Consider the following 13,128-nt stretch of genomic DNA (forward strand, 5'->3'; position numbering starts at 1 on the left):
CCTGCTCCTCTAGCGTCCTTCCCCTGGTCAGATTACTCATCACTACTGCTAACCAGTTCGCCTGCCTTTCCTTGTCCTCCTTGCTCTCCGCCCAAAGGAGGAAGCCCGTCGGCGTAGACGCCGCGGTAGGAGGCAGGCAAGAGTGCGGCGATGCTGTGCATGACGCGCTCGGTGGCCTCTTCGATCTCTTCGCGGGTGATTTTAGGGCCTTGTGGCTTAAAGAGCAGCGGCTCACCATAGACAATATGGATTTCGGGACGGAATTTCTTGAAGAGGTCCTCGCTTCCCCAGATAGCGACGGGCAGAACCGGCACTCCGGTGCGCAGGGCAATCATTCCCAGGCCGGCATGAGCGCGGGCCAGCGTGCGTGAGCGGCTGCGTGTGCCCTCGGGGAAGATCACCAGCACACGACCAGCTTTCAGCACAGTCTCTGCTGCTCGCAGAGCCTGACGATCTCCCTCGCCACGGCGCACAGGGAAGGCGCCAAGGAAACGCGCCAGCCAGCGCAAACGCCCCTGGAAGACCTCTTCTTTGGCCATGTAGACAACCTTCTGGGGCAAGTAGATGGGAATGAGGGGGATGTCGGTCCAGGCGAGGTGATTGGAGGCGACAATATAGGGACCCTGACGCGGAATGTGGTGACGACCACGCGGGCGCATGCGTGCGATCACGGCCAGCAGTAGCACGGCCAGCACTCGCAGGATCTCATAGATCAGCGTTGGTGTCTCGTAGGGTTGATAGAGGTCTTTTTCACGCCGGCTGGAGGCCGGGCGCTTCAGCGGCTGCCGGTTCTCCGGCTGTTCCTGCTCGGAGGAGAGGCTGACTTCCTGTTTCATCGCTTTCCCCGCATGTGACAGATGCGTTCTAGAACTTGCGCTACGCTGAGATGATCGGTCTCGATGACAATGGCATCGGGCGCCGGCTGCATATTATCGCGGTCAATCTCATCGCGGCGTCGAATGTCGGCGAGCACTTCCTCAAACGAGGGGAGGGCTGGGTGATCATGGCCCAGGCGCTCAAGCAGCTCGGCATAGCGTCGACGCCCGCGCTCCTCCAGGCTGGCCGTCAGATAGATCTTTAGTTCAGCGTCGGGCAGGACAACGGCGCCGATATCTCGCCCTACCATGACGACGCGACCAGCGCGGGCCAGCGCGCGCTGCGCTTCGATCAGGACTCTGCGAACTTCAGGATGAGAAGAGACCAGCGAGACGGTGCGGGTTACTTCAGGACTGCGAATAGCCCAGGTGACGTCTTCGCCGTTGACGGTCACTGTGTACTGACGTCCGTCGTCAATATGAGGATAGCCGATGACGATACTGGCCTCGCGCGCCAGGCGTCCAAGGGCCTCCCCATCGTGTGGGTCAAGACCTCGCTGGAGGGCCAGCCAGGTCAATGCCCGATACATAGCCCCGGTGTCAATATAGAGATAGCCCAGACAGCGCGCTAAGCGCTCTCCTACCGTGCTCTTACCCGCGCCGGCTGGTCCATCAATGGCAATGCGTTCCGCCTGCTCCATGTGATTTCCGCGCCTTTCGGTCGGCTTGCAAATGTCGCTAAGATTATACCATAGCTCCCCGGCAAGGCAGTCCCTCCTTGACTTTCCCGCCTCCCTCTGGCTCAGCTCCGCCATTGTCCTTCCTAGCTTTCGTTCATTGCAGTGGAGCGTTCTTTCGTCAGAAATGGTATCCTTCTTATGACAAGTGCTGTCCACCCGATTAGAGGGAGCTGTCAGCAAGAGAGGGAGGGCATTGACGCCGCCCTTCCCCATTCCAGTGCAGGAGGTTGCCACGATGAGCAAGCGATCCGAACACGTTGAGGTGCCGCGCCCCACGCGCGGCGAGAGCGTCTATGCCCGCTATCTGCGGTTGCCTGAATTGTTATCTCTGCAGAAGTCAGAGGAGGAGCTGGCCCATCACGATGAACTGCAATTTCAGATCGTTCATCAGGTGTTCGAGCTATGGTGGAAGGAAACAGCCTTCGAGTTGCGCAGCATCAGCCGTCTGCTTAAGGAGGCTAATCTCAGCGAGGCTCTGCGCTTGCTGCAGCGCGTGATCCGCATTCAGTACTTGCTACTGGAGAATATGCGCATGCTCGAAACGATGTCCCCCTGGGACTTTCACGCTTTTCGCAAGCTGCTGGCCGGCGGCGCGGGGAGCGATTCGCCAGGATATCGCGAGTTGCAGCGTCTCTCGCCACTGCTCTGGGATGATTTCCGCACCCTGCTGGCCACCGCCGGCGCTTCGCTCAGCGATATCTATCTTCAGGCCGGGCGCTATCCTTTGTTGCACGCTTTCGCTGAGGCCCTCATCGATTACGATGAGGTGATGCAGACTTTCCGCTTCCGGCACTATAAGCTCGCCGAGCGCATGATAGGCGCGGCGACAACTGGCACTGGCGGCACACCTATATGCCCCTCCTCGAACGTACTATTCATGATGTGTTCTATCCCGAGCTATGGGAGATACGTGATCGCCTGAGCACGCTCGCTCAGGAAGACGGCCAGATCTAGCTCGATGGAAGAAAGCGTTCCTTTCTGGCAGGTCTGGCATAAGAACCGGATTTTGGCTCTTCACATTTTTCGTCATTTGTCATATGCTTTGAACGAGTCTAGTAATCAATCGTTCAACAGTAGAAGGTCCTGGAAAAGGCATATTGACAGTGAGTTCAGAACACGAGAAAGTCACACAGGCGTCTGAAGAGACGCGGGCTCAGCTGCAGCCGCCGCCCCCACAGAGGGAGCAGAGGGCGGATCAGCAGCCGCTGGGTGGGGAGACGCCGTTAGCGACCGGGGCCGCGCCGTCTGCCGAGAGAGGTCAGTTTGCTGCCCCAAGAGAACAGGGGGGCCCCCCGGCGAGCCAGGCCACCAATGACATGGCCCCTGGCCTGGCGCAGTTCACTTATTGGGAGCATGCAGGCTCAGGTCCGATGCTCCCTGGCGGTAGGGGACCAGGATGGGGCGCCTGGCCCTTACCGCCAGCGTCTCCGATGCCGCCAGCCACGCCGGGGTACGCTCACTCTCCAGCCTACGGTGGATCGCCCTCCTATCCTTTTTATCCGGGCTACCCACCCTATGCGAACTACGCCGGTGTGCCGCCAGTGCCGACCTGGCCAGGCCCAGGCTATTGGTATCCAGGCTATTCGCCCTACCCAGGCTATCCAGGCTATTCGCCCTACCCAGGCTATTCGCCCTACCCAGGCTACCCTGCCTGGCCAGCCTGGCCCGGTTATCCCGCCCATTGGCAGCCTGGCTCCGCCGCTGCTCCCCAGCGCCCACGAGACAATTACCAGGTGATGCTGGGGATCATTGGCCTCATCTGCTCAGGGCTTGCCCTCCTGGCCGGACTGGGATCACTGGTCCTGGCCGGCATTACTGTGCTGGTTACAAGCACTTCAAGGTCAACAGGGACCTTTTATCCCCTGACAGTGCAATCGCTGGCCTATACCTGTGCCGGCCTGATAGGCGGCGGTTTCTGTCTCTACCACAGCATCCGCTCGTTGTTGGGCAAGCCGAGCCATGTCCTGAAGATGCCGCCGTTTTGGATCTTTCTGATCGGCTACGTGGTCACGCTCGCCATCGGGCTGGTTCTGCAGGCCACCCACCAGGCCGTTGCGTTTCTACCGGCGACCACCGTCCTGATCTTCCTCACGGCCATCTTTCCCGCTCTGACTCTCCTCGCGCTGGGCCTGCATCTCCTGCGCCAGGCCCGCTGGTCGACTAGCTGGCGACGCTTCACGCTGGCCCTGACCAGTGGGGCGACAATGGGCATTCTCTTTGCCTCACTGCTGGAGCTATCTGCAACGCTGCTCCTCGCGGCAGCAGGTTCTAACTTTAACCTGGCCTGCTTGAACGATCCATCGAACCCTGTCTGTCAGACAGGAACGAAGACGCTTCTCATCGTTCTGGCAGCGGTGATAGCACCACTGGTGGAAGAGACGGTCAAACCGCTGGGTGTAGCTTTACTCAGTGGGCGCCTCACCAGCGGGATCGAGGCTTTCATCCTGGGAATGAGCGCCGGCATTGGCTTTGACCTGGTTGAGACCATTGGCTATATCAGCATGGGTTACAGCGACTGGGCCCATGTGGCTCTGGTACGGTCAGGAGCAGGGTTGTTACATGGTCTGGGGGCGGGCATGGTGGCCCTGGGCTGGTACCACCTGAGCCGTACCAAGCAAAGACGTTTGCGCCTCGGCTTCGCCTGCTGGTTGTACGCGGTACTGCAGCATGCTCTCTGGAACGCGTGCGGCTCGCTCTCATTGCTACCTGAGCCCGTGGGGCCGGCGGTCCAGAGCTGGCAGCTGAATCTGGGTTTCATCAGCTTTGGTCTCGATGAGTTGTTGATCCTGCTGCTAACGATCATCTTCCTGGTGCTCTTCATCCTGATCGTGCGCTGGCTACGTGCACATTATCAGGAACCGACGCCAGCCTCGGCGGGAGCGGCAGATTCTTCCAGTGGGCGATTGGCGGCTGTCGGGGTATAATACCGGCAGAGGCAGGCATTGCAGCCATCCTCACCGCACGGCGCGCGATGCCTGGCGATGCCTGCCACGTTCTGTGTGCGTTTTAGCTTGGATGCACGTCTCTCTGTATAGAGACAGGGAGCGGCGGCCAGGGGAGTGGGAGATGAGGGAGCAACTCGGTCTTCCTATGCCAGAGCCAGAGAATAACGCTCAGAGAAGCCAGCACAGTAGTAGCAATCGACGGCGCTTCGGCAACTACGAATTGGTGCGTCGCATAGACGTGGGCGGCATGGGCGAGGTCTATCTGGCCCGCCAGCATACCGCCTTTGGCCGTGAGGTAGCCATCAAGATCATGCGCCCCGATCTGGTGCATGATCCGATCGCGCGTCAGCGCTTTCTACGCGAGGCCGAGGTGAACGCCCACCTGAAGCATGAGCATATTCTCTCGCTGATCGAGTTTGGCGAGGAGCAGGGACGACTGTTCTTCGTCACCCCTTATATTGAGGGGGGAACACTGGCCCAGCGCCTCCAGCATGGTCCTCTTCCGTTATCCGAGGTCTACTCGCTTTTCACTGCTCTGGTGCAAGCCGTGGCCTACATCCACCGACGGGGCGTCATTCATCGCGATCTGAAGCCGAGCAATGTGCTGTTGGATCGCAACAACGATGGCAAGGTCTACGTGCGCCTCATCGATTTCGGCATCGCCACGATCCAGGGGCAGCATGCTGATGCACCTTTGACCCTGCCGGGCAACGAGGTAGGCACGCTGGCCTATATGGCTCCCGAGCGTCTGCAGGGTGTCGCAGCTATCAGTAACGACATCTATTCTCTCGGTGTTATTCTCTACCAGATGCTCACTGGTCAGCTACCCTCGCAGGAGCAGCCACGCCTCCAACTCCCCAAGCCGCTGGCCTATGTTGTAGAACGCGCAACCGCCGAGCGCCCCGAAGAGCGCTTCAGCAGCGCCGAGGAGCTGCTGGCAGCCTTCGAGCAGGCCTATCAGGCTGTCGCGGCAGCGGAAGTGGATAGCAAGCACCACCAGTCAGCCCAGCGGGCGACTGCCCAACCTGCTTCACGTCAACAAGCAGCTGCCACCCAGCGTGCTGTCTCTCGGCCACCGGCCTCGCCGGGCCACACTCCTCCCGAGGTGATGACCTTGCAGCGTTCCGAAGATGCTTCCGATCAGTCTTCCTATACTCCTTCTGCACGGCCTCCGTTTCGCTCCACGGGGCGACCGCCCTTTTCCATCTCAGGACAGGGAGGCTTTGCGCAGGAGGACTATGATGCGCCAACGATGGACCTGGGACGAGAAGTCCTTGGCGGTGCCAGCGCTCCAGGCGACAGGTTCGGCAGTCGTCCCCCCCGCCGGCGTAAGAATCCCTTGCTGGCCCTAATCTTTGTGACCATCGCCCTGGTGCTCTTGCTCATCGGCGGCCTGCTCTTTCTGGAAGCGCCCGGCCTGTCGACCGCCGCGATCAATATCACACCTCGCTCCGCCGCACTCTCCCAGGTCTTTACGATCACCGCCAGCCTCCAGGCCAAACAGGTTGACGCGGCGGGCAAAACCGTTCCGGCCAGAGTGCTCAGTGAAAGCAAGACGCTTTCTCAGCAGGGTGCTACCACGGGCCGTAAGTGCACCTTACTGGTTCTCGACTGCAAACAATCGGTCGATATCGTCGATCAGATCAGGTTGGCCAACCAGGCGAAGCAGGTTCTAGTCAATCAGATCTCGCAGGATCTGCAGCGTCAGCTCCAGCAGCAAAATGCGCAGCAGGTGGGAGACATCGTCTTCTCCGATGTGGACGAGAAGACCGATCCACCGATTGGGGTTGAAAGCAGTACCGTGACTGTTACGTTGACCGAGCAGGGCAGCGTCGAGTACTTTCTCCTGGGAGATGTGCGCTCGCTCGTGTTGCAATTGTTAGGGCAACAGGCTCAGCAGCAACTGGGTGCCCATGCCCAGCTGAAGACCACCCAGATCGGCAAAGTGAAGGTGCAGAGCGTCGATAACCAGGGGACCGCTACGCTCAAGGTGCCCGCTGCCGCTTTAGCGCAGTACCTTTTCTCTCAGGATGAGTTGGAGAGCATGAAGAGCCATATCAAAGGCTTGAAGGTCGGTCAGGCACGCACATATCTGCAGAAGCTGCCGGGTGTCGATCCGGCTTCGGTCAGTATCCACCTTACCGGCGGTAGCAATGATGTGCTGCCAGATGATCCGCAGCGCATCCAGATCATTCCGGTGAATCCCACGAACCTGCCCAATGTCCAGCTGCCCTCGGCCAGCGGTTCCGGCCCGGCGTCGGCGACGGCCACAGCCTCACCAACGGTCCACGCCTCCTCTAATCCATAGGCTCATCGGCGGGATCAGCGGGGTCGACGTCCGCGGCGCTGGTACGGCTCTCATGCCAGAGCTGACGGACGACCCGCTTGGCCGTCTCGTAGCTGAAACCCCGGCGCAGAAGAAAGGCCCCCAACTGATTGCGAAAGGCCTCATAGTTCTTAGCGGCTCCACCGCGCAAGAGCACTCGCACCTTCTTGCGTCCAGCCTGTAAGGCTCGCTCTTCGTCATCTTCCTGCCTCACCACCTCGGCAGCAATTTCGGGCGCTACACCCCGTGCTCGCAGCTCACTCTGTAAGGCCCTGGCCCCCTCGGGATGAAAACGCTCGCGCGATTCTACCCAGAAGGTGGCGAAGGCTCGATCGTCGACTAAACCCAGCTCAGTGAGCCGCTCCAGCACCGCTTCGATCAGATCGGGAGCGACCCCCCTCCTCCGCAAGTAGCGGTGCACCTCCTGGCGACTGCGTGGACGAAAAGAGAGATAGTTTAAGGCCCGATCGAGAGCCTGCTGTAGGGCAGCCTCTCGTCGGAGCCGGGCCAGCAGCTCCGGGCTTAGCTCCTGACCAACAGCCAGACCCAGGCGCTCGACTACCAGGATATTGACCGTAAGCAGACGCTGACCGTCGACAAAGAGGTTCACCTGCTCGTTTTTATTCGCCTGTGGCTCTATTGCGGTAATCTGCATAGATCTACTATAGCACGTCGCTGAGGATGCTGCAATGTCGCAGTCGGCAGCTTACGCGCGCTTCTGGCGCGCCTGCTATGTGACCTCGGCACGCTGAGGCGATATGTGAAGCTGGCCCCAGCCAGGAAGCGAGCAGCAATGAGAGGAGGAAAACAGGGTTACTTTCGCCTACGGTCGGCATCGGAACAACGGGTCAAAACAGCAGGGATCTTAGAGAGGATTGGTATGACGAGGGGAAATCTTACGAACGTTCGATAGATCCTACGTAAGCAGTAATTCATGTAACCGGGCGGTTACATGACATGAATTACTGCGCTGCGTTTAGCGAGCGGCCTCCGCGTAGGTTTCTTCCGCCACGGTCTCGGGCAACAGTTCGATCAGAGGAACTTCGCGCAACTCGGTAATCTGGTTCTGCTCATTGACCAGGACAACGCGCGGCTTGAGCGAGCGGATCTCTTCCTCGGTAAAGTGTGCATAGCTCATCACGATCACAATATCGCCGACGGCATTCAGGCGAGCAGCCGCGCCGTTCAAGCAGATGACGCCCGAGCCACGCTCACCGGGAATAGCATAGGTTTCCAGACGCGAGCCGTTGGTCACATTGACAACCTGAACCTTTTCATAAGGATAGATGTTAGCAGCTTCCAATAGATCCTGATCAATAGTGATGCTCCCGACATAGTTGAGATCAGCCATCGTGACTGTGGCACGATGGATCTTTGATTTGCACATCGTACGCAGCATACAGAACACCTCTTTCTCTTATTCAGATAGGTTATGCTCTGGTGCTAACCACGTCCGACCCTGTAGCAAGCAGGCAGCTTCTTACTAGACCAGAGCCACAGAGAAACAGCGAGCCTGGACCCTGTCCCAGTATTCTGCAGCTCGCTGTTCGGCTGACTGCCCAGCGATTCAGCCAACGGTTGAGCTGGCCAGACGGAAGCCCTTGCCACCCCCTCTTATCGCCAGTATACATAAGGTCCCATCAATCGAGTAGCTGGCAGCCAGATCGGCTGGTCAAGGCGCCAGAGAGGCGGAGCGCCCTCATTGTTTCTAAACGATCGAAGCCCGGCCAGGGAACACTGCCCGAGCGCTCACCCGCCTTTTGGGCGAGGAGAGGTAGCCGGAGCAGACGATCGATTCGCTTCAGCAAGGCAGTGCTCTCTCCAGCGAACCAGCCAGACCCGCTACCGGCAGAGCCGCAGCCAGTCGCGACTCACTCATCCTGGGAGGCCAACGGTGATTGCGTTTCCGGCTCTGGCTGAAAGCGACCTTCCAGCACCGCCAGCAAGCCGCGAGCATAAGCCTCAGCGACGCTTTGCGCATCGTAGATCTGATCGCGCATCAAGAGTCGATAGCGACATTTCCAGCGACGTGCTGGCCAGGGAGCCAGACGGATCAGCGTATAGGTTGGAACATAAGTTTCCAGTGTCTGGCGCAAAGTCACCTCATCACAGGCACTGATACCATGTGCCAGCAGGGCCTGACGCAACTCATCAGAGAGCACCCGCAGCCACCTTCCTTCTCACTCATAATCAACTTGTGACCGGGGTCGTGAGCTAGTTACCCAACTCGACGGCCAGCCTGCGTTGCCTACTGAAGAGCGGCGCGCCAGGCCGCACGCATCTCCTCGACGCTCAGCTGTTCCCAGTTCACCAGCGGCAGCCGGCGCGGGACCACCGCGAAGGGGCCGCTCCACTGCCTGGCCTGCTCTTCCAGCCAGGCCAGTACCTCGAATGAGCGCTGGCGCACCTGCTCAACCAGTGGATAGCGCTGAGCGGCTCGATCGAAGACCTCCTGGTCTTTGGTATAGACGCTGAAATCCTCACGAATCACCACATCAACATAGAGGTCCACGTAGATCAGCCGTTGAGAGGTACTCGTATAGGGATCGGTCGGCAGCACCACATCGCAGTAGCCGCTCACAAAGTGCCCGTCCTGCTGGTCATAGCCGATATGAATAGTATACCAGGCATGGGGCCAGAAGTAGGTTAGCGAATGCCGCTCTAGAATCCAGGTTCCTGGTCGCCAGTGCATTGGGGTACCGACCGGTGTCCAGATCGAGACGTACTCGTCACTCAGCGGAAGCTGGTAGCCTTTCCACGCTCCCCACTCACTGCCATCCACGAGCATCTTCTGTATTTCAACCTCAAGTAACATGTCTGACGAGCATCCTACAGAAAGAATCGACCCATGCTTCGCAGCCTTCAGACTACATTATAGCGAAGAGTAGCCTGCCATGCCAGAGGCTGCCCTCGCGAGCGGGTTCCAGCGCAAACACCGCTGCCGCGCCACAGGGCAGTGATATAATGGACAGGCAGCAAGCTGGGGTTGGGCCTGACTTGTCTCCATCACTCTTCGAAAGCAAGGCCCGAGAAGAGAGAGGCGGCAGATCGTCTTCCAGCCCTGGTAAGCTAGTAAGTGAGAATGACCAGGATTCCATCGAGGAGGATGCTGTGAGCAGCCTGGCAGAAGAAACGCGCATTGAACGTGACTCCATGGGAGAGATGCGCGTTCCAGCAAACGCCTATTACGGAGCCAGTACCCAGCGCGCCGTTCTCAACTTCCCCATCAGTGATCTCCGCTTCCCGCGTGCTTTTATCCGTGCCCTAGGCCAGATCAAGCAAGCAGCTGCGCAGACCAATGCCGAGCTAGGTCTGCTTGACGAGCGCCTTGCCGCCGCCATTGTCCAGGCGGCCCAGGAGGTTATCGATGGTAAACTCGACGAGCACTTCGTAGTCGATATCTTCCAGACCGGCTCTGGGACCTCGACGAACATGAACGCTAACGAGGTCATTGCCAACCGAGCCAGCGAGCTGCTAGGAGGAGCGCGTGGTTCGCGGCTGGTTCACCCCAACGATCACGTGAACTTCGGGCAATCCTCCAACGACGTCATCCCCACAGCTATTCATCTTTCAGCTCTGGTGAGTATCGACAAAGAGCTGATCCCTGCTTTAGAGGAGATGCGGCGCGTGCTGCAAGAAAAAGCCGAAGCCTTCTGGCCCATTATCAAGACCGGGCGTACTCATCTGCAGGACGCCACGCCCATCCGTCTGGGGCAGGAGTTTCTCGGCTATGCCGGGCAGATCGAACGCGGCATTGCCCGCTTGCGGCACGCCGAAAACGAACTCTCCGAGGTCGCGCTCGGAGGCACCGCGGTCGGTACAGGCATCAACACCCACCCTGAGTTTGCCGCCCGCGTCTGCCGCCGACTCTCTGACATGAACGGGGTGACTGTGCGCGAGACCAGCAATCATTTCCAGGCTCAGAGCACGCTGGATAACGCAGTCGAGGCCAGCGGCGCGCTCAATACCCTGGCAGTGAGCCTGATGAAGATTGCCAACGATATTCGCTGGATGGGATCGGGGCCACGCGCTGGCTTCGGCGAAATTGAGCTACCTGCCGTCCAACCTGGCAGTTCCATCATGCCCGGCAAAGTCAACCCAGTGATCGCCGAGTCGCTGTGCATGGTCTGCGCCCAGGTGATGGGCAACCACACCACCATCACAGTGGCCGGTCAGTCGGGCAACTTCGAGATCAACGTAATGATGCCGGTGACGGCCTACAACCTCCTGCAGTCCATCAGCCTACTCAGCGCCGCTGTGCGGAATTTCACCGAGCAATGCCTGCGCGGCATTAAGGCCACCGAGAAGGGGCCAGAGATGGTCGAGCGCGGACTGGCGATTTGTACCGCACTGGCCCCGATCATTGGCTATGACGCCGCCGCGGAGATCGCCAAGGAGGCCCACCGCACCGGGCGCACAGTGCGCGAGGTCGCCCGCGAGCGCACGCAACTGAGCGAAGAAGAACTGGCACACATTTTGAATCCGGAGCGCATGACACAGCCAGGTCTGGAAGCCGGACCTGCCGCGGGCTAAGCTGGCAGTCCAGCTCAGCCCGGCCAGATCAGAGACGAGCGAGGCAGAACCAGCACAGGGAGCGAAGCAAAAGCTGCCATCTCCCAGTATGCCAGCCTGGTTGGCCCCGCTCGTCTGCCCCCAGGTTGGCATCGTCGTGGTGTCCGTGGTGTCGCTTCAGAGCCAGCAATCATGGAGCCAGTGCAGAACCTAGCGCAAAAAGCCTCCACAGTAACGCAGGCGATAGAGGACCGTCCCGGCAGCAGTAATCTCTTCTTCTCCCTGAAAAACCTCCAGGTTACCTTCCACACGGTTGATATAGCGCCAATCCTGCTCTTCCCAGCAAGCAGGACCCCGAAACGGTAGCTCTGCTGACACCTGACGCAATGCGCGACGTAAAAATGCGTAGATAGTGCCGACTTTCTCCGCCTGGCCTCCAAGCTCCTCGATCACACCACCGGCATAGGCCATTGACCAAACCGGTTGTGCCTGCCAGGAAACCACTTCCTGTCCAACAAAGAAGGCCATACCAAAGTAGATATCGCGATAGAGCCAGGCCCTATCACGCCACTCCAACTGTCGAGAACCAGGAAGCACAGGTCTCACTGAGGCCGCATCGCCCAGAGCGGCATAAGTATGGCGTTTTGCCTCCAGCAGAAAAGTCAGGAAATCCCCTTTCTCAAACTCTACCATCAAGTGTACCTCCTCTTATCCGAAGTAGGAGCTGACATGATAGCGGGGCTAACTGCAACAGTTAAACTGTAACAGTATCTTGACAGTTCAAGCGGAGTCTCAGTACCAGAGCTGAGAGATTCAGCTGAACTCACCAGGCGGCTCGGAGGGCAATCCCATTGGAAGCAAAGGCTCCTCTCTGCTGCAGCCTAGTCAGTCAGGGAAGCAGGAGCAGAGAGGAGCAACCACCTTTTTACCGTCGGGCCAGGAGCAAGTCAGCTCGCCAGGAGGCAGCTCGGGGAGGATCAGGACGGCCTCAGCACCTCAATACTTTTACGGACAATTTCCACAAAATCGGACTTGAGGCTGGCGCCGCCGACGAGCGCCCCATCAATATCGGCCTGAGTCACATACTCAGCGATATTGGCTGAGGTCACACTTCCCCCATAGAGGATACGTACAGCGTTAGCCGTCTCGCCGCCATACATATCGGCATACAGCTCGCGGATCAGGTGGATGGTCCGCTGAGCATCTTCGCCGGGGCAGGCCTTACCCGTGCCAATCGCCCACACCGGTTCGTAAGCGATCACCACATCACAGGCCCGCTCGCTACGGAAATTTGCCAGACTCTTCTGCACCTGCGACCGGATCACGGCCTCTGTTTTTCCAGCTTCGTGCTCCTCCAGGCGCTCGCCCACGCACACAATCGGACGCAGGCCATGACTGAGTGCAGCCTGAGCCTTGCGATTCACCAGCTCATCGCTCTCGCCAAAATAGGCGCGGCGCTCCGAATGACCCAGGATGACTGTCGTACACAGCTCACGAACCATTAGAGGCGAAATCTCACCCGTGAACGCGCCCTTCTCCTCAAAATGCATATTCTGAGCGCCCAGTTCAATGCGTTCGAAGAGCAGAGCGTCGAGCACCTCGCGGACCGCCGAGAGCGAGATAGCTGGGGGGCAAAGAATGCAGAGCAAATACGGATACTCGTTCAGCAACTTGCCCAAAGCTGGCGTGATCTCCAGTGCAAAGCTAGAAGCCATGCGCGGGCCATAGTGCATCTTCCAATTACCCGCAATAATGGCAGTGCGCGCCGGGGCCGTTGTCATTGCTAATCA

The 13,128-nt window shown here is 59.1% G+C and carries 12 protein-coding genes; 4 read left to right on the forward strand and 8 right to left on the reverse strand.

Annotation, left to right across the window (positions count from 1 at the left end; genetic code table 11):
- Positions 1 to 32: 32 nt before the first annotated feature.
- Together A4R35_RS14130 and cmk are read right to left on the reverse strand one after the other, a co-directional pair.
- Entirely contained in the window at positions 33 to 836 is an 804-nt protein-coding gene (locus A4R35_RS14130; protein ID WP_112430414.1) for a lysophospholipid acyltransferase family protein, read from the reverse strand.
- A complete protein-coding gene (gene cmk, locus A4R35_RS14135) occupies positions 833 to 1,516 on the reverse strand; it encodes a (d)CMP kinase (protein WP_112430416.1) in 684 nt (227 codons plus the stop codon). The genes A4R35_RS14130 and cmk overlap by 4 nt, the downstream gene beginning before the upstream one ends.
- Positions 1,517 to 1,790: 274 nt before the next feature.
- Here cmk and A4R35_RS14140 point away from each other — a divergent pair, with 274 nt between their 5' ends.
- The 3 genes from A4R35_RS14140 (at position 1,791) to A4R35_RS14150 (ending at position 6,808) form a co-directional block, all read left to right on the forward strand.
- A complete protein-coding gene (locus A4R35_RS14140) occupies positions 1,791 to 2,477 on the forward strand; it encodes a tryptophan 2,3-dioxygenase family protein (protein ID WP_112430418.1) in 687 nt (228 codons plus the stop codon).
- A 508-nt stretch (positions 2,478 to 2,985) separates the two neighbouring features.
- Positions 2,986 to 4,479: a PrsW family glutamic-type intramembrane protease gene (locus A4R35_RS14145; RefSeq protein WP_112430420.1), complete on the forward strand. Its 1,494-nt coding sequence runs from the start codon at positions 2,986 to 2,988 to the stop codon at positions 4,477 to 4,479.
- A gap of 142 nt (positions 4,480 to 4,621) precedes the next feature.
- Positions 4,622 to 6,808 (forward strand): serine/threonine protein kinase, encoded by a 2,187-nt coding sequence (locus tag A4R35_RS14150; RefSeq protein ID WP_189361802.1) that lies wholly within the window; start codon positions 4,622 to 4,624, stop codon positions 6,806 to 6,808.
- Here A4R35_RS14150 and A4R35_RS14155 read toward each other — a convergent pair.
- From A4R35_RS14155 to A4R35_RS14170, 4 genes are all read right to left on the reverse strand, one after another.
- Complete coding sequence (locus tag A4R35_RS14155) at positions 6,798 to 7,481, reverse strand: regulatory protein RecX (RefSeq protein ID WP_112430424.1); 684 nt, start codon at positions 7,479 to 7,481, stop codon at positions 6,798 to 6,800. The two genes, A4R35_RS14150 and A4R35_RS14155, sit on opposite strands and share 11 nt — an antisense overlap.
- A 321-nt stretch (positions 7,482 to 7,802) precedes the next feature.
- Entirely contained in the window at positions 7,803 to 8,225 is a 423-nt protein-coding gene (gene panD, locus A4R35_RS14160) for an aspartate 1-decarboxylase (protein WP_112430426.1), read from the reverse strand.
- 472 nt (positions 8,226 to 8,697) lie between these two features.
- Positions 8,698 to 8,988 carry a hypothetical protein gene (locus A4R35_RS14165; protein ID WP_112430428.1) on the reverse strand — a complete coding sequence of 97 codons (291 nt, stop codon included), beginning with the start codon at positions 8,986 to 8,988 and terminating at the stop codon, positions 8,698 to 8,700.
- An 86-nt stretch (positions 8,989 to 9,074) separates the two neighbouring features.
- Complete coding sequence (locus tag A4R35_RS14170) at positions 9,075 to 9,641, reverse strand: DUF402 domain-containing protein (protein ID WP_112430430.1); 567 nt, start codon at positions 9,639 to 9,641, stop codon at positions 9,075 to 9,077.
- A gap of 305 nt (positions 9,642 to 9,946) precedes the next feature.
- Between A4R35_RS14170 and A4R35_RS14175 the strand changes: the two genes are divergently transcribed.
- Positions 9,947 to 11,359 carry a class II fumarate hydratase gene (locus tag A4R35_RS14175; protein WP_112434205.1) on the forward strand — a complete coding sequence of 471 codons (1,413 nt, stop codon included), beginning with the start codon at positions 9,947 to 9,949 and terminating at the stop codon, positions 11,357 to 11,359.
- A gap of 189 nt (positions 11,360 to 11,548) precedes the next feature.
- Here A4R35_RS14175 and A4R35_RS14180 read toward each other — a convergent pair whose 3' ends face one another.
- Both A4R35_RS14180 and tpiA read right to left on the reverse strand, forming a co-directional pair.
- Positions 11,549 to 12,031, reverse strand: a complete 483-nt coding sequence (locus A4R35_RS14180; RefSeq protein WP_112430432.1) for a DUF5680 domain-containing protein — start codon at positions 12,029 to 12,031, stop codon at positions 11,549 to 11,551.
- 284 nt (positions 12,032 to 12,315) lie between these two features.
- Positions 12,316 to 13,119: a triose-phosphate isomerase gene (gene tpiA / locus A4R35_RS14185; protein WP_112430434.1), complete on the reverse strand. Its 804-nt coding sequence runs from the start codon at positions 13,117 to 13,119 to the stop codon at positions 12,316 to 12,318.
- Positions 13,120 to 13,128 lie beyond the last annotated feature (9 nt).

Source organism: Thermogemmatispora tikiterensis, assembly GCF_003268475.1.
GTDB lineage: Bacteria > Chloroflexota > Ktedonobacteria > Ktedonobacterales > Ktedonobacteraceae > Thermogemmatispora > Thermogemmatispora tikiterensis.